The sequence below is a fragment of the Shewanella alkalitolerans genome (assembly GCF_019457575.1).
Lineage (GTDB): Bacteria > Pseudomonadota > Gammaproteobacteria > Enterobacterales > Shewanellaceae > Shewanella > Shewanella loihica.
In genome coordinates, this window is the sequence record NZ_CP080422.1 from 3,200,825 (window position 1) to 3,222,623 (window position 21,799).

The window sequence follows — 21,799 nt, forward strand, 5'->3', positions numbered from 1 at the left end:
CGATTGCCTTAAACAAACTAGTTAGCGAGCAACTTTAGCTAACCACTCACAGCTAGCGATTTAAGATAACCCATAAGCACCTCACGGGCCTGGGCGATACGCGCCTGCTGCCTCGCCTTGCCCAGCACACGTATTCCCTGCATCTGCATCACCAGAAAGCTTGCCAGCTGCGTACATTGGACACCTGCCAACAACTCACCGCGTTGCTGCGCCCCTTGCAGCACCCGCTCGAAGGTCTGATGCAGCTCGTCAAACAGGCGAGTACAGATCCCCTGCACCACCTCATCGCTTAGGTATTTTTCCAGCACGGCATTTTGCAAGAAACAGCCGAAGGGCTGGTTAGACTGCCTGACGATAAACTCCTCCAGATAGGTCACCAACTCATCTAGGCCAGCCGTCTCGACAAACAGGGGGGTGAGATTGGGCATGGCATGGTTATCGAAGTAGTAGGCCAGCGCCTCACGATACAGGCTCAGCTTGTCACCGAAGCAGTTATACAGGCTAAAGCGGTTAATCTTAAGATGGTCTACCAGATCCGCCACCGAGGTATCGGCATAGCCTTTCTGCCAGAAGAGCTCCATCGCCTCTACCAGCTTCTCCTGCCTATCAAAATTACAACTTCTTGCCATAGATGATTTCGCTCTGAGGTAGTCACATGTGTTCGCAACAAGTTTCTTGACCGAACGTTCAGTTATGAATTAGATTCTATTCTAAACGATCGTTCAGTTAAAGAAAAAACCTTCGGCTGAGGCCACCGCAACAACTTCCACAAGAGTCAGAGAGGGATAGATGAAACTCTACGAATTAGCCATGACCCCCAGCGCCAGACGCGTCAATATCTTCCTTAAGGAACTTGGTCTAAACGAACAAGAGATAGGCCTCGAGCGTGAGAGCCTCAACCTGCGCGCCGGTGACAATCTGAGTGATGAGTTTAAGGCCATCAGCGTCAACGGCCGCATCCCGGTACTCGAGCTCGACGACGGTCAGACCCTATGTGAATCTGTGGCCATCTGCCGCTACTTCCACGAAATCACTGCGCCAGCACACTCGCTGTTTGGCAATACGCCGCTGGAGAAGGCCCAGGTTGAGATGTGGCAGCGGATCTGCGAACTGCAAGGCCTGTTCGTCGCCTTCCAAGCCTTTAGAAACATCACCAAGGTGTATGAAGACAGAGAGCGCTGCGTCGAGGCCTGGGGCCAAGAGTCCCGCCAGCGCGTGATAGAGTTTCTGCCGACGCTAGAGAAGCAGCTTAGCCAGCAACCCTTTATCGCCGGACAGAATTTCTCCATCGCCGACATCACCGCCTACGTAATGATGAGCTTTATCAAACACCTGGAGATCAACCCAAGCGACGACCAGCCCCACCTCATCGCCTGGCTCGCCAAGATGGAGCAACGCCCCACCATCATCGCCATCAACGGCTAACACTGCGTCAGTCCTAAAGGGCTAAAACAAACAAGGCGAGCCCAAGCTCGCCCCCTATTAGCGCCCTGTTAAGGTGTAAGCAATGCAATATCGACGCTTTCTCATACCACCTTAAACACTAAACGAAACGCATAGTAAAAATGCCACGCGTTGCAAATCACTCTTAAACAGTTTTTTAAGCCTATATTTTCGCATCTAGTTCAGCAACTTGAGTATATAGACCAGTATGACAACCTGATTCGATATCCATTAAGGAAGAGCGCAGCCTGTCATATCTTGGGTTACTTTCAAAATCTGAGGCTGTAATGTGCTTGAACAGATTATATGGTTTATCTTTTTGTGGTGACTCATCTAAATAGTCACCCTCAAAGTCTGGTACATGAACTAGCGTTTGAACCCTGCCATGAGTTGCGTCAGCAGCAAGTCTAATTTTTTCATTAATAGTCCACATAGCATTTTTCTTATCATTGCTGTTAAGCTTGGTATCCAAATCGTGTATAGCCACTGCTTTTGCGCCAAATTGGTCGAATATTTTGATAAACGTAGGGATGTTTGCTTTACCTCGACAGTTTATTACACAGTGTGTCATAACCAGATTATGTCGTTTTATCTGGTCCTGATACGCTAAATATTCTGTGTCTCCCTCCACTAGTAAAGCAATATCGTAGAAGAAAAACTCGTTGACTGTTGGGCAACAACGATTCAAAAACTTTAAGTTGTCTTTTTCATCTGGTGAAAATGCTGATTTATCCGTCTGGTAGTACAAAACATCATTAACTAGGTTTGAAACCTTGATGAGAGTCGTATGATCTTTCGTTAAATCAATAAAAACTGGAGAGTGCGTTGTGCAAATCACCTGCCATCCATCTAACTCTGCTAACGCATAAATTGCCTCACATGCCGATCGAATAACCGCAGGATGCATGTTGATTTCCGGTTCATCAATCAACAACACTTTGGGTTTGTCGGCAGCGATAGCTGTACGACCTTTTTTCAATAGTCCTTGAGAGCTGAGTGTTTTTATTGCAGCCCACAGAAATGAACGCTGGACACCTGAACCTTGATTTGCAAGCGGCGCTGAGCTTCCATTATTTTCAAAGATGAACCGGCTACCCTCTTTGATTGCTTTTTCTGGGTCGAATTTACCAACACCCGCTTCAAAGGTAACATTCATGCCTTTAAACATCTTATCAACTTCAGTTTGGATGCTAGTGCTAATTGACGAAATTTCACTAGACAGCTCTGTTTCGACTTCTTTGGCGAGTGCATCAATTTCAGCCATGATCTTGGCTACTTTAGATTTATCTTGCTTTATCTTAGCTGCTGCATTTTTTGAGATTAATTCTTTTACCACCTGCTCTAGAGCTTCGGTATTATCAGTAGGGTTGATTCGTATAGGCATTGGGAGACGGCTACTAAGGATTGTATTCCAACCACCACCGCCACCAGGTTTAAACGCATTAGTTTTATTACTAAAGCTAAACTTCTTCGCTTTTTCATCAGCTTTAGACCAAACAAATTTGAACTTTGCACAATCACCAAATTCTGGATCAGCCATAATTAGCCATTCTTGACCAATACTATCCAGATCATCAGAAGATATATCTGTAAATACACCTGTGATAGAAATCGGCAACGAATCGCTTTGATTGTGGAAGTAATCAAGTGAAAGTGCAGTCCCTACAGAGAAATAGGCTTCATAAGCATCTAACACTGTTGATTTTCGGCAGTTATTTGGACCGATTAAGATAACGACATTATCTATTAGTACTTTAACTTCAGACTTGATACCTTTGAAGTTTTCGATTAGTAATGCTGATAATTTCATTTTTATCCTTATTATTCCGAGCCAGCTTGATTCTGCTTATATAGGCTTAACACCCTGTTAAGGTGTGAGCAACGCAATACCGAAGCCGCCGCATACCACCTTAAACACTAAACGCAACGCATACCAAAAATGCCACGCGTTGCGAATCACTCTTAAACAGATTGTGAGGTGCGTATTGATCCATTAACTATCACTAATCTTTGTCTGGATGTTCTAAGGTTAACACTCCGTCATTAACAGTCGCACTCTTATAATGGTCAAAATTATTAATCAGCGCGTCTATAACTTCTTCAGTTTGTGCTTCCTTTGGTAATTTATACTCTGTCTTGCTTGTATTTCCTGATTTGACATCATCATCAACTTCGATTTTGATACTATCGATGAGAACTCTCAACTCTGCATTTTTCATATTTAAAATACCTATAACAATTATTAAATTAAAACTGGAGGTCTAAAAAACGCTCCTTAGCACCTAACAACTTATTAGTGAGACCTTGCAAGGTACGCTACCTTGTAAGGTAGGAAACCAAGCATGTAAATAAGTGGGGGCAGAGTCATCTTCTAAAGGAGGTGATTGACGCATGTGGTTGGCTTTTTCATTCCCTGAATGGCGTAGTCGATGTTTGATTCGAGTTGGCCTAGCTCTGTCCTTAATAGGTGATACTTTAATCTATCTCGTCGGGACTACACAACCTGCCCGCTCACATTTAATCAAAGAATTATCTCTAGAAATTAGTAAATTGAATCTATCCATTCTCAGTGACGGTAAATCGAAGAAGCGTTAGATACCGAGTGTAAGCACACTTTTGGCTCTCGGCGGCATGGACGCCGCCGTGAAGCCTCCAGGGATGACTCTCTTTGACAAAAAGTCGGCGTGCCAAAAGAGTGCTTGCACAGCCCCCGCCGGGCAGGCGATAAATATCCATGAAGGTACAACCTTCAACGCCCCTTCAAACAACAATCCCGGTCATCACAACAACAGAAACAAAAGAGCGAGAGTCCCCTTATGACTCCCCTTGCTGCCACTCGCTAATCACCTCATTCGCCGCGCGAAACGCCTCAACCCCGGCTGGCATGCCGCAGTAGACGGTAGAATGCAGCAGCACCTCTTGGATCTCCTCGACGGTGCAGCCGTTACGCAGCGCGCCGCGTACATGGCCCTTGAGTTCGGTGGAGGCCTTGAGTGCGGCCAGGGTCGCTATGGTGATCAGGCTGCGGGTGCGTCTGTCGAGTCCCTCTCTGGCCCACACCTCGCCCCAGGCGTTACGGGTCACCAGCTCCTGCAGGGGCTGGGTAAAATCGCTGGCGGACGACAGCGCCCTGTCGACAAAACTATCGCCCATCACCTCGCGCCTGATGGCTAACCCTTGATCATACTTGGCCTTATCCATAGAGACTCCTTCTACGTCATGATTATAAACACTCGTTTAAAGTGCTTGTAAAACCGCCAAAGGTCAACCCCATTCCTGAGCCATCAGCCAGAGCTAAGAGTCATCAGCCAGAGCTAAGAAGCATCAGCCATCAACCATAATAATGAGCCTGAGCTAAGAGGCATGAACCATCAATCATAACCATGAACCTGAAACAGGAGTCTTGAGACTAAAGCAGCGCGGGTTAAGGCGGAGGCTTAAACAAACAATAGGAACAAGGCTAAGACTGCAAGGTTAAGACAGATTAGGGTTTACCTAAGTGAAGACGAATCGCAACAGATAGCGAAGAGTTAGCAGTTTTCGATAAAGGCCAACAGGCTTGGAATAAAGGCTTCACCCTCGCTGAGGCCACGGCGATAGACGGCCTCGACCTTACTCACGTCCCGCTCCAGACGCGACAGCCCCAGCGGCGTGGCGGGCTGCAGCACCAGGGCACTGCCATCGGCCTGGGCCTTGGCCAAGTCATCGAGCGCCTGATTGTAGACTTGGTGACGGGCGAGCAAGGCGCTAGCCACCTTGGGATAGCGGCGATAGAGACGTTTCGCCAACCATTTGGCCTTGAAGGCCGATTTACGATAGTCCTGCTCCTGGGTCAGAATCACTACCTGGCGCTTAAAGCCATCTTCACGGGCCTGTGCCAGGGGGATCGGCGCCCCTATGCCGCCATCGAGATAGGGCGTGCCGTCGATGAAGGTAGGTTTTGAGATAAACGGCAGGCTGCTCGAAGCGATCAGCACCTCGAGAAAGGTATCGTGATCGGCAAAGTCTGCCATGCCGAAGAAGTCGGTCTCGCCGGTCAGGCAGTTAAAGGCGCCCACCTTGAACTCGGCCTCGCTGCTGGCAAAAGCGTCGAAATCATAGGGCACCAGCTCATGAGCCATGCGGCGGTAGGTAAAGTCGGTGTTGACATAGTTGCCGGTGCGCAGCAGGTGCTTGAGCCCCATGTAGCGCTTATCGGCAAGAAAATTCTGTTGGATGGTGAGGTTACGCCCCATCTGACGCGACAGATAGGAGGCAGGATAGATGGCGCCGGCGGATACCCCCACCAGATACTGAAAATGGATCCCCGCCCTTAAGAAGGCATCGAGCACGCCCGCGGTATAGATGGCGCGCAGGCCACCACCTTCGAGTACCAAGGCGCAGTTATCCACCCTGAACTCGGCCGCTGCTGACGTTTCAGAGTCTGGCAAGGGTGAATCTGACATTCCTGATCCCGGTAATGCTGAGTCTTGTAGCGGCGCGCCCAACACGAATTACTCTTCCGCCTGGATCTGCCCCACCAGGAGTACAGGGGCGGCATCCAGCTCCTGGGCATCCATCATGGAGGCGATACGCTCGACAGACGAGAGCAACTGGCTCTGTTCCCAGTCTTCAAGATTTTGATAACGCTTGATAAAGTGATCCTGCAGCGGCTTAGGCGCAGCCTTTAAGATCTCGATTCCCGCCTCGCTGAGAGACAGGTGCCACTTGCGCTTGTCTGACACGCTACGGGTTCTCACCACCAGATCTCGCGCCTCGAGGCGATCGATAATGGTGGCGACCGTAGCAGGGCTGAGCGCCACTTCCTGGGCGATCTCCTTGGCCAGCGGACGGTCGTAGGCGGCAATGGTCTGCATCACCATAAGCTGCGGCCCGGTGAGGCCTGATTGCTTGTTGAGCTGCCGAGAATGTATATCGATGGCGCGGATCACGCGGCGCAGCGAAATCAGTAGTTGTTCGTACTTTTCCATAATCTCCTCTCGTTTCAGCCGCACCATACCAGAAATAATTTCCAGACTCATGCTCTATTAGCAAAAAAGCAATACAAGCTTATCACTTGCGCTGCTTTTGCACTAATGCCAAGGGCTTATCTATGCTGAGGTTTTCTAAATATCGAGAAAGATGGGGTTAGTAGAACAGCTTCAGATCGCCGAAGGCTTGGGGCACTTGGTACTAGGTATTAGGCATTAGGCATCTGCCCTTAGCCGGCATCTTGAGTCAGACACTGGCGATAACGCTTGGGGGTGATCTTAATCAGCTGTTTCAGCTCCCGGGTCATATGGGCCTGATCCGCAAAGCCAAGCGCTAAGGCGACATCGGCAAGGGGCGCCAGAGGAGAGACTTTCAAGGCCTGCAGAGTCTGCCTCGCCCGCATCAGCCGCTGATAATATTTGGGGGTCATCTCGAGATAACGGCGAAAATACCTCTCTACTTGCCGCTGACTCATGACTCCATTATCAAAGGCCGTCATGTCGGCATCGGGCCTGTCTAGCGCCTGCAGCACCTCTTTGATCACTTGTGGCAATGGCTGGTTTAGCGTCTGGTTGGCTCGCAGCCAGCGATAGGTCAGGCTTAACCGCTGACGATGGCCACGACATGCGCGCAGCGATGCCGCCAAGGCCATGAGTTCTGCGTGTGAGGTAAGCGGCGTAATGGTCTCCCTTCCCTGCTCGAAGGCGAAACGCTCCATCATCCAGGCCCGCCCAGCGCCGGGCAGGAAACGCACGCCAACGGCCAAGGCACCGGGCGGCAGCGTCACCCTGGTGGTCTGCTTGTTGACGGGCAGAAGATAGACTCCGGCGGGCACCTCCTGCTCGTCATAACCCAGCGGCGCACCAAGATTAATCAGCATGCCACTGGCCGCATCGCTATGGAGCCAGGCATGCAACTCGTCGGCCTCTGCCGGGCGCGAGACAGACCAGATCCCCTGAACTAAGTCAGACAGCGCGCCCTTAGGGCAGAAGAGGTGAAAGTCTAAGTCGCTGGTCACATTTGCTCCCTTTAAATTCTCGTCTCAAACCTGTCTGCCTAGATAAGGCTAGGCTTGAGCGCCTTACAGAGACGATTCCAACTATTGATCGCGTTGCTCCCTAAGGTCAAATCGACCAACAGCTTGTCGCCAAAATAGCGCCGCGCTTGTTCACGGGCCTCGATAGAAATGTGCGGCAATGCCAGCTGCTCGGCCCAGGCGAGCGCCTCACGCTCCGCCTCGCTGTAATAGGGTAGACCACGCCAGGCACTGAGACCGACAATCTTGTCCAGGCTCACGCCCAGCTCCAAGGCGACCTTGGTATGCATCTCAATACAAAAGGCGCAGCCATTCACCTGAGAGACATGCAGTTTCAACAGCTCAAGCTCCGCCAGCCCCAACTTCTCATGGTCACTAAACACCTGCTTTAGATAGTTTTCTTGGCTGTATAAGATGCCGAGGGCCTCTGGCGCCAGCGTCATGTAATCGATATTTGTACTCATTTGGGTTCCTCCGATAGTCGAGTAGCATCAGGATACCCAGCATCTGATTCGCGCTATTGCAGATTTTCGACATCTTGCGAACTTAATACCAATCGTAATAAGTAATTGATCATTCTAGCTTGTTAAAACGCTCGATAACTGTATTAGCATTTTTAATTGTAGAGTAGCTACTTATCTAAAAATCCTGCTTTGTTCTCAAGCGTTTTTCCTGCGCTATTTCTGATCACATACTTACTGTGATTGGTATAACCTGCCGGTGTGAATGAGGCGAGAGTGGCGACTAGAATCAAGGTTTCATGGGTCGTTTCGCGTGCCCCGGCGGTAGCAAATATGCCGACATCTGGTACACTTGCGCCCTCAGAAACAGATCTCAGCTTAGGCGTACACTCATGGGCGATTCCACAACTTCGGCAACCACCTCTAGCAAGGCTCCTCTGGCGGTCGCCAGCATAGGCAGCGAGCAGCTTCATCAGGCGCTAAACGCCCAGAGCGGCGCCGAGAAACGCGCCCTGAGTTACAGCCTGACCATTCACCAGCTGTTTTGCCAGACCCTGCTGAGTAAGCTGCCGGGGGACCGCATTCTGGCCGACTATTTTCGCGCCCATAAGAAACATGGCTCCAAAGACAGACGGGTGATCCGTGAAACCCTGTTTGGCCTGTTTCGCTGGCATGGCTGGCTCAAGTTAATTCCGTTAAAGGACGACAGCCAGCAGGCGATCACCCAGCAGTGGTTTGCCCAGCTGGCCATGACCGCCGCCCTGGAGGCTCATTCCTGGCAGGATATCGTCTCTGCCTGGCGCGGGTTTGCTGAACTCGATGAGTCAGCAATAAATGCTCATGCAGACACTGACGATCTTAAGATCAAGCAGGCCATGCTAGAAGCCGCTTTCCCAGCTCAAGTCTTCCCCTTGACCGCACTGGCGCCCGACTGGTTTTGGGCCCATTTCGATCAAGACCTCGAGATGCAAGAGCGCTTAGTAAGCAGCCTGAGCAGCCGCCCACCTATCTGGGGTCGTCTGCAGGGGATCTCCCTGGCTAAGGCCAAGAGCAAGCTGGCACAGCAAGAGATAGTGGCGAGCGGCAGCGACTACTTCAAAGATGCCATCAACCTTGGTCATAAGAGTATCAACCTCAATGGCGTGGCACTCTATGGCGAGGGTAAGCTGGAGATCCAGGATCTCGGCTCTCAGGTGATAGGCAACATCTGCGCGCCCAAGGCAGATGAATCTTGGTGGGATGCGTGTAGCGGCGCCGGCGGTAAGAGTCTGCAGCTGCGCTCGCTGATGTTGCAACAAGATAGCAAGGCCAGCGGCAGCGTGGTCGCCTCTGACATTCGCCGTAAACCGCTCGAAGAACTCACTAAGCGTGCCAAGCGCGCCTGTTTTAGTCAGATCAGCACCCAGCCCTGGCAGTCAGATGCCCTGCCGGTTGCCGCCGGTCATTTCGACGGCGTGCTGGTCGATGCCCCCTGTAGCTGCACCGGCACCTGGCGACGCAACCCAGATATGCGCTGGCTGGATGACGCCAGTGCCATCACAGATAAGGCGAGCCTGCAGCTGGATATTTTAAGCCGCGCCTGTGAGGCGGTAAGACCCGGCGGTACCCTGGTCTATGCCACCTGCTCTATCAGCCCGGTGGAAAACCAAGAGGTGGTCGAGGCCTTCCTGGCCAAACGACCCGACTTCAGCCTGCAGACACTGATCCATCCCTTCACCAATGAGGCCACACAGATGCTGACGGTATTGCCCTATCAGGCTGATAGCGACGGCATGTTTGTCGCTAAGATGATCCGCCAGGGCGAATAGTCTTCCCATCTGTCAATGCACTGCGCCGCACTCTTGCGGCGTGCTCTTGCTCTGAGCGGTTTCTCCGAGCTCTGGCTCACCGCACTCGCTCAGGGCTCTTGCTCACTGCACTGGCTCCATGCACTGGCGGCGAACGTGTCACCTGTTCGTCTCATCTCTGTCACCTAAGCGTCATCTTTGCTTCTTACCATGCGACTTCGACTTGATTAATGACAAGAGGCTGGCCTCAGCAGATTAGTCGCTGAAATTTAGCCACAAAAGATTAATCACAGAAGATTCGTAACATAAGATAAGTCACAAGCGACAGGTGAGATCATGTCACACTATGATGAATTTGAGATGGCATCGGAGCAGACACCCACTTGGGAATTTGATGCCCAGGATAAGCTACGCAACAAGCGTAGCAAGCAAAGACGTCGCCATCAGGCAAACCAACCAAAGCGTTATGACCATGATGACGAGTTTGACGAAGAGATCTGGCGCTAGCCACTCTTGAGTAAATACCTAGCTCAGATGAAAGCTTGGATGAGCGTAAGACCCCGCTCACCCAAGTTGCCGAGCTGCTAATCGCCGATTAGAAGTGGGCGCTGGCGCCGATATAGAAGCCACTGTCGAAGGTGTTATCGGGGCGATTATCGTACTGCAGGCGTATGTTACGGTAACCGGCAAACAGCCCCAGGCTGGGGTTGACCTGAAACTGGATCTTGCCATCCAGCTCGTACTGGCCATCGACGCTGCCGAAACTCAACACAGATGGCGCGTAGTAGGCCGAGGTCTTAAGGGCAATGTTTGAGCCCAGATCCAACGAGTAACGACCACCAATCGCCACCACGCTGCCATTGCTGCTGTTTTTCGCCCAGTAATGGGAAAACTTTGGCCCTATCTCGAAGTGATGTGCCCCGGCATCGTGACTCATATGGGCCGCGGCCGAGACAGTGTGCCCCTCATGATTGGAATATAGATACCCCATCACCAGATTGGCCGACGGATTAAGATCCATCTGCAGATCCGTAGAGATCACATCATCATTTATTCCAAGATTAAAGTCGTTGGCCTGGGCCGTGAGGCTCAAGGAGCCTAAGAGCAGTAGCGCAAATTTGGTTTTCATCTTCACCCCTTAAAATGCGGTTTTTATTCGGCCAAGAGGGTATCAGACTGTATTTTCGCTCACCATTAAATATGCTTCATCAAATTGTTTTTAAAGGCATTATTAACAAACTCGCTGCATATTCACCCCATAGAACTTACAAGCCCATCGAGTCAGACACAAAGGTCACCTAAGCCTGCTCGATGCCGACCCGCAGCAGGTTAGGCCCTTGCGAACTCATTCACCTCGAAACCGCAATTTAAATTGCGCGCAATATATTTTATTGCTAGGCTTATAGCATCATCAGGAGGACGCCTATTATGTCGATTTACGATTTTTCACTCACCCGCATCGATGGCAGCACCCAGCCGATGGCGGATTACAAAGGTAAGGTACTGCTTATCGTCAACACGGCCAGTAAATGTGGCTTCACCCCTCAATATCAGGCGCTACAGGCGCTGTATGAGCAGTTCGGTCCTGAGCATTTTGCCGTGCTCGGCTTTCCCTGCAACCAGTTTGGTCAGCAGGAGCAGGGAGATGAGAGCGAGATCAGTCAGTTCTGCGAACTCAACTTTGGCGTCAGCTTCCCGCTCTTTGCCAAGATAGAGGTAAACGGCGACAAGGCTCATCCTCTGTATCGTTACCTCAAGCGTGAAGCCAAGGGGGTGCTTGGCAGCGAATCGATCAAATGGAACTTCACCAAGTTCCTGGTCGACGGGCACGGATGTGTGCTGGAACGCTTCGCTCCCACCACAAAACCTGAATCTTTGGCAGAAAAAATTGCTGCTTTAGTGAGCCAATCCAAATAGATAGGAGAATGTTGGAAATATTTTCAAACATTTTTGGTTATTTTTTGAACTTTTCAACGTTTGAAAACTCCAATTATTGAACGCGAAGATTTGCTTTTTCATGTTCATCATTCTCCCTGGGACTTCTAGCGCAGTCCCCCTAGATCTAGATGGATCGACAGGCAACCTCCTTGGTTGCCTTTTTTTATAAAAATCATCCATATCAATCTATTAGGATTCAAACTCCCATAGCTTCCAGCCCAACACCCGGAGCAATTTATGTCTATTCCCGACGGCAAGATAACGATCTAGCATCTATACTAAAAGGTTAAAATTGCCCCTTTGGCGACGGATAGGAAAAAAATTTGAATTTTTTACAAGCTTTATTGAACTTATCTGCTAAGGGAGACTCTGAATAAGTGAACGGATTAGCGGGTTGGGTAATTTAGCTAACGAATGATTCGGTAAGCTTACCTGGCTCAAGTTACATTGTTCATCATCATCTCCCTTTGGTGACCCTCTAGGTCCCAAGAGCATCTACCTCGCTAGCGCATTGAGGTTTATGACTCGACACTTATTTGATTCATGGCAACCTTTGGTTGCCATTTTTTTTGCCTGTTTAGACGCTTTGGCGCCTAGCTTCCCTGCTAACGGGAAAAATCGGCCTTTTTCGAAAATTTTTTAACTAATTGTCGCGGCCTGGGGAACTAACTCGATATTGGTGACTCTGAAGAGATGTAACAGATTTTTCATCATTGTTTGTTCATCATCTCCCTTCGAGACTGAGTTGGTCTCAGGAGGCAAGAAATTTCGCTAGCGCACAGATTTCTTTCTCCAAATAGATAGTTGTGGCAACCCCTTGGGTTGCCATTTTTTTATCCTGATTCTTTCGTTCTACTGCAAGCGATCTGTCTTACTGCAATAGCTGCTTATCAAGCTGCACCGACAGCGAAGGATGGTAGCCCGCCCTCGCCTTCTGATAGATGCGACGCAGCTCCTCACCGTAGCCAGCCAGCAACAACTCGTTATACAGTGGCCGCACAAACTTCCCCCGCCCTATCTTCATCAGATAAGTCTCGACGAAGAGCAACACAGGATCGTAATGATTACGTATGGCGACCCGATACCAGTCACAGGCGATCTCGGCATTAGTGCTACGGCTGAAATCGAAGCTGGTATCTAAGTCGATCAACGCCTCTTGCTCGAGCACCTCGGGCAGGCTGTTTAGGAAATACTGCCAGTGGTGCACCCGCCAATTGGCCGTATTAGCCTTATTGATCGGCTCGCCACCGAGCCAGGCGGCGCGCAGGGCATCGACCTTCTCTAGGCTGTCTGAGCTAGGCGGCACGAACCAGGCGGGCATCCCCTCGCCATAGACCCACTCGAGCAACTCGGCCTCGGTTATCTTATCGCCGTGCTGAACAAGCAATGTCTGTCTGGCGTAATCGACGAAGGTTTCCGTGGTGATCGCCTCGAAGGCAAAATGATTCACATACTCGAACAGGAAACGGTCGAAGGCGTCACGCCCCAGACGACGCTCCAGCTCGTGAACAAACATGGAGGCCTTGTCATAGGTGAAGCGGTTAAAGGCATCGTTAGGGTCACCCGCCTGCACATTGGCCGGCAGGGTCTGCGCCTCGAGTGGCATGCTCACCAGCTCCTCCTTGAGGCGGCCATATTCCAGCACTACCTCCAGCTCGGCAAGCTCCTTACCGTAAACGGCCTCGACGATGCGATTGGTGAAATAGGTGGTAAAGCCTTCGTTGAGCCAGAGATCCCGCCAGGTGGCGTTGCTCACCAGATTGCCCGTCCAGGAGTGGGCCAGCTCGTGGGCGACGGTAGAGACCAGGCTCTTATCGCCGGCGATGAGTGTGGGGGTCATGAAGGCGAGCCTTGGGTTTTCCATACCGCCGAAGGGAAAGCTAGGCGGTAGGATCAGCATGTCGTAGCGATCCCAGGCATAGGGGCCTAGCAGGGACTCGGCAATCTCCACCATCTTCTCGGTATCTTCAAACTCCTTCACCGCCGAGGATAGCACCTCGGGCTCGGCATACACGCCTGTGCGCGGACCTATGGCGCCAAAGTGTAGGTCCCCAACGGCAATCGCCAGCAGATGAGTAGGAATAGGCTTTTCCATCTCGAAGCTAAACTCGCCCGTCAACGGCGCATCGCCATGGTTCATGGCGCTCATCACGGCGCGCATACCTGGCGGCACTGTGATCTTGGCGTCGAGGGTGATTCTCGCCTTGGGGCTGTCTTGCAGAGGGATCCAGCTGCGAGCGTTGATCGGCTGCGACTGACTGAAGAGAAACGGCAACTGCTTACCGCTGGTCTGCTCCGGCGACAGCCACTGCAGCCCCTGTGCTGCGGGCGAGGTGTGATACTGCACTGTGACCCATTTGCTTGGCGAGCTCAGTTCGATCGCCAGTCGCTGACCGCGCACCACATCTTGCTCATCCAGTAGATAGATTAAGGCATTGCCGGCCTCGTCCTGCACATTGGTTATGGTGAGGTCGCGGGTATCTAAGTAGAGGACACGGCAATCTTGCTCGCGATAGTCTAAGTTAAGCTTGGCGCTACCTATGAGTTGCTGCGCCGCAAAATCGACCTCGAGGGCCAGGCTCAAATGCGTGACCCGCAGGGCGTCCACATTGGCAAACGAATGATGATCTTGTTGATTATCCCACTGAGTGACCACAAGGATTCCTTTTTTATGATGTAGGGTTGGTGCCATTTTAGTCCCGCAGGCCAAGAATGTCATGGCCACCCGATAGAGCGACCTGACTAAATAAAGCCTAAAGCGATTGACTCAAACAAATGGCCATTACAAACGGGCTATACGGACCGCTTATACAATCTGCGTAGAAATTGACTTCGACGAATGAAGGTGAAACAATTGGGATATTTTATACAAAAATAACAATAAGGAAACCTCTGTGTCTCAATCATCTCTCATGGGTTTTGTGGTTGCCCTCCCCCTGCTGACCAGCTTTGCCCTACAGGCAGGCGAAACCTCGCCGGTTGCTCCCTTGCAAGCTGTCTTAAGCCAAAACCACGACTGCAGCCCCACCATCACCATTCGCTCCCAGGCGCTCACCCAGGAGCAGATAACCAAGGCCTGCGCCCTGATGCAGAAGCAGGAGGCCAAGTTCCACCAGCTGTTTGGCACCCAAGGCAAGCCGGTCGCCAATGACAACAATCAACGTATGCGCGCTAACGTCTACCACAGCCGCGACGACTATACCCGCTATGTGACGGCGCATTTCGATGTGCCCAGCGACAACGGCGGCATGTTCCTGGAGGGACTCCCCCACCAAAAAGGAAATCAGGCTGAGTTTGTCGCCTATGAGCGCGGCGGACAGATCTGGAACCTGGCTCATGAGTATGTGCATTACCTGGATGGTCACTTCAATCTCTATGGCGACTTTTGCGCCTCGCTGCACGACTCCCATAGTGCCCCCGAGTATTGCCCAGAGCCGGCGCCGCTGCTGCCTCACCTAGTGTGGTGGAGCGAAGGGCTGGGGGAATATATCTCTCAGGGAGACGACAACCCGGCGGCCATCGCCATCATCGCCAAACAGCACTTCGAGCTGAGTGAATTGTTTAACACCAGCTACGAGCAAAATGGCGGCACAGATCGCGTCTATCGCTGGGGCTATCTGGCGGTGCGCTTCATGATGGAGCGTCACAAAGACAAGATAGATACCATGCTGGGCTTTACCCGCAAGGGTGATTACCCGAGATATCAGGCATTGGTAAAGCAGTGGGGCACCAGCATGGATGCGGAGTTTCAGGCCTGGCTTAAGGCGCTGAATGCCACCAGCACAGCTAAACAAGCCTCTTAAAGCCAAGCTTCCTACTGAACACTGCCTTCCCCATCGCGCGCCAGGAGCCAGTAGAGGCCTTGGCTTGCCGTGGTGGGAAAGGCAGTTTCATGGCGCGCCCCCGCTATGATGAGGCTCTCGAGTACCAAGTTATCCCCCAACTGGCGCCTTAGGTGGCGTCCGAGTTTATCCGCCCCGGCCACCATGTCGTGTTGCATCCCCGCCTTGGCAGGCGTCTCCTGTGCGCCGACCGCCAGGAACACTCGCCGCACCTGTTTATCATCGGCCCTCGGCTTTGCCGTCAGGGATAATAGCTGCTCGCCGTTAAACCACACCGACGGACTGCCCAGCACATAGTTATCAAACAGATTCGGCTTCTCCAGTAGCAGATAGGCCCCAAGCAGGCCGCCGAGGGAGTTGCCGACAAAGGTGCGCTCCTTGTCATCTACCCGATAATGCTCGGCCATGAAGGGCAACACCTGGGTCTCTAGATAATCGGCGTAGTGACTGGCACCGCCGGTTGTTAGCTTCCAGCTCGAATCGTAAAAGGGGGTATAGTCGCGCACCCGGCTCTGCGGCCCCTTGTCCCCCTTAGCATAGGAGAGCCCGACTATGATGGCCTCACGCATCTTGCCGCTATTCATGGGAAAGCGGGTCATTCCCGAGACAATCTGAAAGGCATAGGGCGCATCGGAGACATAGACCACAGGGTAATGTCTCGTGCTATCGGCTTGATATGAGCGCGGCAGCTTTACCCAGAGTGGATAGATGCGCTTGCTCACGGGATCGGTCAGCTCGAATACAGCTGTACGGGGGATCTCCACCTTAGGCGCTGGCGACGTTGAATTAGGCGCCAGAGAACCGGGCGCCGCTTGTTCGGATACCGCTACAGCAGAGGACGCCTGACTGGCCAAAGAGAAGGTTAAGAAGATAGCCAGCGATGTGACCAGATGGGGGAACTTCATGTCGGCGCAATGTCCTTATTGATGACGAAAGATGAGTAGTGAGTCAGGCAATAGCCTACTTTAGTCGGTGCTAAACATGAAGTTTTTAATTGATTTAATAAGGTTTTTTGAGAAACAGAAAAATATTTAAAAATTTTTCTGAACTAATCCCGATGAAAGCACTCTGATAATATGAACAGAATTTGCATCGATTAGTTATCCCAGTGACAGGTCTTAATTAATCATCAGTGTGTTTACCGTTCATCATCATTCCCTTTAGATAGTTTCTAGCGCAACTATCCTTAGATTCCGAATTTGGAACTTAAGCGACCTCATCAGGGTCGCTTTTTTTTATCCTCAATTTCACCACTGTGCGAGACACAAAAGATCCACGGCTAATCGCTGGAGTACTTCTCAACATAGGCCCTGAAGTTATCTAAGATGCCCTGCCAGCCCTGGCGCTGCTGCTCCACAGAATAGCTGGATTCGGTCTCGAAACGTTGAGTCACCCTGACACCGGCATCATTAGGGATAAAGGCAATCTCAACCTCGCGGCCATCTTCCAGCCTATAAGCAATCGCCTCCTGTGGTGCGACATGGGTAAACTCGCCGCAGTAGTCAAACCCCATAGCGCCATCTTTGGCCTCCATACGATAGCTAAATTGCCCGCCCGGCGTTAACGCCTGCTCTGCGACCGGGCAGCACCAGTCGTCGCTGGCAAAATACCAGCCTTTAATCTCCTCCGCCTGGGTCCATGCCGCCCACACCCGATCGATACCTGCCCTCACCTGAGTTTCAATCGTCAACCTCATAGGTTTCCCTCCCTAAAAATCATCATCTAGTTTCGCTTATTCAACCTAACGTGAGAGTAAGTGAAGTCCAAGACAAAAGATAACGCCATCATGCTTTTGGCTGGTCATGCACTAAAGACGACCTTATATAAAATTGGAGAGACAATATAAAATTGGAGAGACTTGAGTGACTAAGCGAAAATCCTAAGCGGTAAGCTCAGGCTTTAAGCCCATACTTTAAGAGCATAGACTTAAGGCCATAGACTTCAGAGAGTGAATGCGCCCCTAGGGTGCGATATGCAGCAATGGCCAGCGGCCCAGCCAGCCTTTTGAGTTGACCCTCTGCTCAAAGGCCTCGCGGGATCGCTTGGGGTTAGCCGTAATGCGGCAATTCAGCAATGATTCGAAGCCGAAGGCGGCGATGCACTCGTACTGATTGTCTGCGATCTGCCTGATACCGATAGCCGTCTCCTTTTCAGGCCAATGACCCATGGCATCCCGCGAACTGGTATAGGGAGAGTCGCCATTGCGCAGGTGCATAACGGCTTGATTGCGAACCTGCCAGTTAAGCCCCGGCATCTGCACCTTTAACTGCGCCTCATAAACCAGATAGGCATCTGGAGTCGATTCGCCTTGGTCGAAGTAGATCACATCGACATCGTTTAAAGGAGTGGGCTCACTAAATTCATGTAAGGCATCCCAAACTAAGTTTCGAACAAAACCTGCCGCAATATAGCATTGGGGCAAACCTAATTGAGACACATGGTAAAGTGCTTCAACTCTGATTGGATCTTGTTTTATTAGTTCTACGATTTTTTCCATTTTCGCCCTGCGCCATACGCCCCAAGCAGGGGCCGAAAACCAGAGCGAAGCGGCGGTTTTTGGTCCTACTGGCTGGCCTTGTTAAGTGTTTACTCATTATAAAATGCCTTAGCGTCATGTTGGACCACACGATATTGCACTCCTAGCTCATCAATAGACTTCTTATCAAATTTCTCGATGAGGATATACCACTCATCGGTTACTTCCTTTACATAATTAGCATGATGTAATACGGCAAAAGAAAGCTTCTGAGTATTAAAATTGCCTTTCACTACATCCAATACTTCCGCTTCATATTTGTACCAAAAATAGAAAGGAATACATACATCTTCCGGGCATTCGTAAGGGGAGTTCCCCGTATACTCAGTAGATTCTACTCTTACAACTAAAAGTGCCTGACCAGGAAGGACATCAAAGCCTTTTACTATTTGAGCATCTGCACCTCTGTAGTGAGTGGCACAGGAACAGAGAGCTAGCAGAATCAAAATAGTTGGAATTAGTCTCATACACTTAACGCCCTGTTAAGGTGTGAGCAACGCAATACCGAAGCTTCCGCATACCACCTTAAACACTAAAACCAACGCATGATAAAAATGCCACGCGTTGCGAATCACTCTTAAACAGTTTGTTATATCTAATTTTTAATTTGGTTTGCAATTGCCGTGATACAACGCTTTGCTGAATTACACACACCAGACAACTGAAAGAAACCATGAATGACACCTAAATAATGTTCTCGGTAAACCTCAACGCCTTGTGCAAGCATCAACTTGTGTAGTTGCTCGCCCTCATCGCGTAATGGGTCAAACTCTGCTGTGATAATAGTAGTCGTAGGCAAACCACTAAAGTCACCGTTTAAAAGGTTAAGCTCTGGTTCATTAATTTCTTGACAGCTACAGTTCGCGTATAACTCGAAACCAGAAAGAAGCATATCTGCCGTTATAATGAAATCTGAACCGTTTTCTCTGTAGCTCTGCGTACTACCTTTTGGATCCAACATTGGATAAATAAGAATCTGCTGACGAGGTAACCACTGTTCTAGCTTCTTTAGCCTAAGCGTCGTAGCCAAAGCTAACTGCCCCCCTGCGCTATCACCTATAAATACCAAATGCTCTGAATCACCACCATACTTATGTGCTTGATCCTTAATACCAAGCACAGCTTGGTATACATCGTCATGTGCTGCTGGATAAGTATGTTCCGGTGCCAGCCTGTATTGAATGCAAACAACTATAGCGTTGGACAGAAGAGCAATTTGTCTTAGCTGAACATCATGTGTTTCAAAACCACCACTGATGAAACAACCTCCATGAAAATAGACCGCGATAGGTAAGTTCGCTTCACTTGTGGGCTTGTAAATCTTAACTGGAATACCATTGAGTACATCTAAGTATTCGCTTTCAATTTTAGGACTCTCGCCTGCTAGTGCGGTACTACCGATATAACCAGCCCGGCGTTCAGCGATTGTTTGTGCTGAAGGGCAAGGTTTACCATTAGATTGAAATTCTTCGACTAGCTCTCTGATGCCAGCTTCTAGGTGGTTGGTCATTTTATAACTCTATAACTAAAAGATCGGAGAATAATATACCAATGCAGACTCATGTATATACATACAGTTTAGATGTGTGATGTAAATTAGATATAACATTTTATTAGTGCGCATACGCGTTTACCTCGTTGAACCAGTGAAAACGCACACAGTTAACTATTTGTATAAAATGAACTTATCAGCATTTTGCCGCTTTTCATATAAGTAATCCATCTGGAAAAACGCGCATGCTCGTTTTCCAAACCTATTATCTACTTAACAAGGATTGCAATCAGTTGATTTTGAAGGGAGTTATATTACCAATAACGGCAAAACGCGCACTAATTTAGGCTTAAAATCACCCAAAAGTCACATAATTTAAATATGACTGTGTATCTGTCCAGTTTCTACTTCTTGTGGTGAATCGCACAAACAGGACTTAGATAAGAAATTGTTGAGTAGTAAGTTTGCGATTTACTGGCTGACCAACAACTCACTTCGGGGCAAAACCAAATCAGCTTTTTCATTCCCTTTTCACCCCAAACACGGCCAAATCGAAGAAACGTTCTATACCAAGTGTAGATACGCCGGTGACCTTCGGTTTCAAGGATGAAACCGTAGAGCGGCCAAGGATGGCGCACAGCGTGTCACAGGTGTATCTGCACAGCCCTCGCCGGGCAGGCGCTATATGGCGATGAAGGTACGACCTTCAACTCATTTAATAAATGAGCATGTCACCAAATGCTAATCAAATAAGCTATAGAATTGCCAAACCTTCATTCCAAGGTCAACACACTTTGGGGCAAAACCAAATCAGCTTTTTCATTCCCTTTTCACCCCAAACACGGCCAAATCGAAGAAACGTTAGATACGGGTGTTGATGCATCTGCGGACGTCGATGGCAGGGATGCCATCGTCGAGCCTCCACGGACGGATGCACGGCGTGTAGCAGATGTATCTGCACATAAGCGAGCCGCAGGCTATTAGTTACAGTGATGGTTTGACCATCAACAACCTATCAAATTAGTCCTCTGGTTGGAGTTATAAACTCTAATAACCTGCACATACGTCGCTCCAATACATCTGACCCATAGGGATATGGGAAATATCAAAGTGATGTAAGTAACATCACTGACCATGTGACCGCGACATTGGTACTTCCATGTACAGCCCCCCGCCGGGCAGGCATTAGACTGCCATGAAGGTGAGCTATTCAACCACACTCAACAAATGAGAATGCAACCAAGAATCAAACAAAAATATCGTCTTATTTGGAAGACAAAAAAGGCCTCACTAGGAGGCCTTTTCAGTTCAAGCTGTCGTCTTACAGACGGATACCAGCTTTTTCTAGGTCTTTCGCAGTCACACTACGTGGTAGTGGCACATAACCGTCTTTCATTACGATTTGCTGACCCTGCTTTGACAGTACGAAGCGTAGGAATTCGCGCTCGAGTGGTGCCAACTCTTTGTTAGGGTGCTTGTTCACGTAAACGTATAGGTAACGTGATAGTGGGTAGCTACCGTCAGCAGCGTTAGCGGCTGATGCTTCGATGTAGTTGGTACCTTTCTTAGCGATAGCAACCGCTTTCACGCCTGCTGTCTTGTAACCGATACCTGAGTAACCGATAGCGTTAAGTGATTGAGATACAGACTGAACCACTGATGCAGAACCAGGTTGCTCGTTTACGTTAGCCTTGAAGTCGCCCTTACAAAGTGCTTTCTTCTTGAAGTAACCGTAAGTACCAGATACTGAGTTACGACCATATAGCTGTACGTCTTTAGCAGCCCAAGAACCGTCCAGGCCAACATCGCCCCAACGTTGAACATCGCTACCGCCACACTTGTGTGTTGCAGAGAAGATGCCGTCGATCTGCTCGATGCTTAGACCCTTGATTGGGTTATCTTTGTGTACGAATACTGCAAGAGCATCGATTGCTACACGGATAGCAGTTGGCTGGTAACCGTAGTGCTTTTCGAATGCTTCGATTTCGTTAGGCTTCATCTTACGGCTCATTGGACCGAACTGTGAAGTACCTTCAGTCAGTGCTGGTGGCGCTGTAGATGAACCCGCTGCTTGAATCTGAATGTTAACGTTAGGGTACATTTCTTTGTACTCTTCCGCCCATAGGGTCATCATGTTGGCTAAAGTGTCTGAACCTACAGAAGATAGGTTACCTGATACACCACTTGTTTTTTCATAAGTTGGCAGTGATGGATCAAGAGCGGCCATAGAGGCTGCTGAGAATACACTAGCGGCTGTTAAACTCACCGCACCGACAAGCTGTTTAAGTTTCAT

The 21,799-nt window shown here is 49.9% G+C and carries 21 protein-coding genes; 5 read left to right on the forward strand and 16 right to left on the reverse strand.

What is annotated here, in order from left to right:
* Nucleotides 1-38: 38 nt before the first annotated feature.
* Complete coding sequence (locus K0J45_RS14000) at nt 39-629, reverse strand: TetR/AcrR family transcriptional regulator (protein WP_220043007.1); 591 nt, start codon at nt 627-629, stop codon at nt 39-41.
* A gap of 160 nt (nt 630-789) precedes the next feature.
* Between K0J45_RS14000 and K0J45_RS14005 the strand changes: the two genes are divergently transcribed.
* Nucleotides 790-1,425, forward strand: a complete 636-nt coding sequence (locus tag K0J45_RS14005; RefSeq protein WP_220043008.1) for a glutathione S-transferase — start codon at nt 790-792, stop codon at nt 1,423-1,425.
* Between the two features lie 181 nt (nt 1,426-1,606).
* On the opposite strand, the gene K0J45_RS14010 is transcribed toward K0J45_RS14005, so the two are convergent.
* The 7 genes from K0J45_RS14010 to K0J45_RS14045 all read right to left on the reverse strand — a co-directional run bounded on the left by K0J45_RS14010 (nt 1,607) and on the right by K0J45_RS14045 (nt 7,914).
* Nucleotides 1,607-3,253 (reverse strand): ATP-dependent nuclease, encoded by a 1,647-nt coding sequence (locus K0J45_RS14010; RefSeq protein ID WP_220043009.1) that lies wholly within the window; start codon nt 3,251-3,253, stop codon nt 1,607-1,609.
* Between the two features lie 193 nt (nt 3,254-3,446).
* Entirely contained in the window at nt 3,447-3,662 is a 216-nt protein-coding gene (locus tag K0J45_RS14020; protein WP_220043010.1) for a hypothetical protein, read from the reverse strand.
* 595 nt (nt 3,663-4,257) lie between these two features.
* Complete coding sequence (gene pcaC, locus K0J45_RS14025; protein WP_220043011.1) at nt 4,258-4,644, reverse strand: 4-carboxymuconolactone decarboxylase; 387 nt, start codon at nt 4,642-4,644, stop codon at nt 4,258-4,260.
* 329 nt (nt 4,645-4,973) lie between these two features.
* Nucleotides 4,974-5,834 carry a patatin-like phospholipase family protein gene (locus K0J45_RS14030; protein ID WP_220045319.1) on the reverse strand — a complete coding sequence of 287 codons (861 nt, stop codon included), beginning with the start codon at nt 5,832-5,834 and terminating at the stop codon, nt 4,974-4,976.
* A gap of 102 nt (nt 5,835-5,936) precedes the next feature.
* Nucleotides 5,937-6,413: a MarR family winged helix-turn-helix transcriptional regulator gene (locus K0J45_RS14035; RefSeq protein WP_011866533.1), complete on the reverse strand. Its 477-nt coding sequence runs from the start codon at nt 6,411-6,413 to the stop codon at nt 5,937-5,939.
* A gap of 230 nt (nt 6,414-6,643) precedes the next feature.
* Nucleotides 6,644-7,432, reverse strand: a complete 789-nt coding sequence (locus K0J45_RS14040) for an AraC family transcriptional regulator (protein WP_220043012.1) — start codon at nt 7,430-7,432, stop codon at nt 6,644-6,646.
* A gap of 38 nt (nt 7,433-7,470) precedes the next feature.
* Nucleotides 7,471-7,914 carry a carboxymuconolactone decarboxylase family protein gene (locus K0J45_RS14045; protein WP_220043013.1) on the reverse strand — a complete coding sequence of 148 codons (444 nt, stop codon included), beginning with the start codon at nt 7,912-7,914 and terminating at the stop codon, nt 7,471-7,473.
* A gap of 389 nt (nt 7,915-8,303) precedes the next feature.
* Between K0J45_RS14045 and K0J45_RS14050 the strand changes: the two genes are divergently transcribed.
* Nucleotides 8,304-9,719: an RsmB/NOP family class I SAM-dependent RNA methyltransferase gene (locus K0J45_RS14050; RefSeq protein ID WP_220043014.1), complete on the forward strand. Its 1,416-nt coding sequence runs from the start codon at nt 8,304-8,306 to the stop codon at nt 9,717-9,719.
* Nucleotides 9,720-10,034: 315 nt separating this feature from the next.
* Entirely contained in the window at nt 10,035-10,205 is a 171-nt protein-coding gene (locus K0J45_RS14055; protein ID WP_190272391.1) for a hypothetical protein, read from the forward strand.
* An 88-nt stretch (nt 10,206-10,293) separates the two neighbouring features.
* Here K0J45_RS14055 and K0J45_RS14060 read toward each other — a convergent pair whose 3' ends face one another.
* Nucleotides 10,294-10,827 (reverse strand): YfaZ family outer membrane protein, encoded by a 534-nt coding sequence (locus tag K0J45_RS14060; protein WP_220043015.1) that lies wholly within the window; start codon nt 10,825-10,827, stop codon nt 10,294-10,296.
* Nucleotides 10,828-11,126: 299 nt separating this feature from the next.
* Here K0J45_RS14060 and K0J45_RS14065 point away from each other — a divergent pair, with 299 nt between their 5' ends.
* A complete protein-coding gene (locus K0J45_RS14065; protein WP_220043016.1) occupies nt 11,127-11,615 on the forward strand; it encodes a glutathione peroxidase in 489 nt (162 codons plus the stop codon).
* An 892-nt stretch (nt 11,616-12,507) separates the two neighbouring features.
* Here the strand turns inward: K0J45_RS14065 and K0J45_RS14070 are convergent.
* The gene (locus K0J45_RS14070) at nt 12,508-14,328 is read right to left on the reverse strand and encodes a M1 family metallopeptidase (protein WP_220043017.1); all 1,821 of its coding nucleotides are present in this window, start codon (nt 14,326-14,328) and stop codon (nt 12,508-12,510) included.
* Between the two features lie 202 nt (nt 14,329-14,530).
* Between K0J45_RS14070 and K0J45_RS14075 the strand changes: the two genes are divergently transcribed.
* Nucleotides 14,531-15,439 (forward strand): collagenase, encoded by a 909-nt coding sequence (locus K0J45_RS14075; RefSeq protein ID WP_434086938.1) that lies wholly within the window; start codon nt 14,531-14,533, stop codon nt 15,437-15,439.
* Between the two features lie 11 nt (nt 15,440-15,450).
* Here the strand turns inward: K0J45_RS14075 and K0J45_RS14080 are convergent, their stop codons facing one another.
* The 6 genes from K0J45_RS14080 to K0J45_RS14110 all read right to left on the reverse strand — a co-directional run bounded on the left by K0J45_RS14080 (nt 15,451) and on the right by K0J45_RS14110 (nt 21,799).
* A complete protein-coding gene (locus K0J45_RS14080; protein ID WP_220043018.1) occupies nt 15,451-16,383 on the reverse strand; it encodes an alpha/beta hydrolase in 933 nt (310 codons plus the stop codon).
* 374 nt (nt 16,384-16,757) lie between these two features.
* Nucleotides 16,758-17,174 (reverse strand): SRPBCC domain-containing protein, encoded by a 417-nt coding sequence (locus K0J45_RS14085; RefSeq protein ID WP_220043019.1) that lies wholly within the window; start codon nt 17,172-17,174, stop codon nt 16,758-16,760.
* Between the two features lie 264 nt (nt 17,175-17,438).
* Nucleotides 17,439-17,975 carry a nucleotidyltransferase family protein gene (locus K0J45_RS14090; protein ID WP_220043020.1) on the reverse strand — a complete coding sequence of 179 codons (537 nt, stop codon included), beginning with the start codon at nt 17,973-17,975 and terminating at the stop codon, nt 17,439-17,441.
* 89 nt (nt 17,976-18,064) lie between these two features.
* The gene (locus K0J45_RS14095) at nt 18,065-18,481 is read right to left on the reverse strand and encodes a hypothetical protein (protein WP_220043021.1); all 417 of its coding nucleotides are present in this window, start codon (nt 18,479-18,481) and stop codon (nt 18,065-18,067) included.
* Nucleotides 18,482-18,609: 128 nt separating this feature from the next.
* Nucleotides 18,610-19,524 (reverse strand): alpha/beta hydrolase, encoded by a 915-nt coding sequence (locus K0J45_RS14105; RefSeq protein WP_220043022.1) that lies wholly within the window; start codon nt 19,522-19,524, stop codon nt 18,610-18,612.
* Nucleotides 19,525-20,827: 1,303 nt separating this feature from the next.
* The gene (locus K0J45_RS14110) at nt 20,828-21,799 is read right to left on the reverse strand and encodes a PstS family phosphate ABC transporter substrate-binding protein (RefSeq protein WP_011866544.1); all 972 of its coding nucleotides are present in this window, start codon (nt 21,797-21,799) and stop codon (nt 20,828-20,830) included.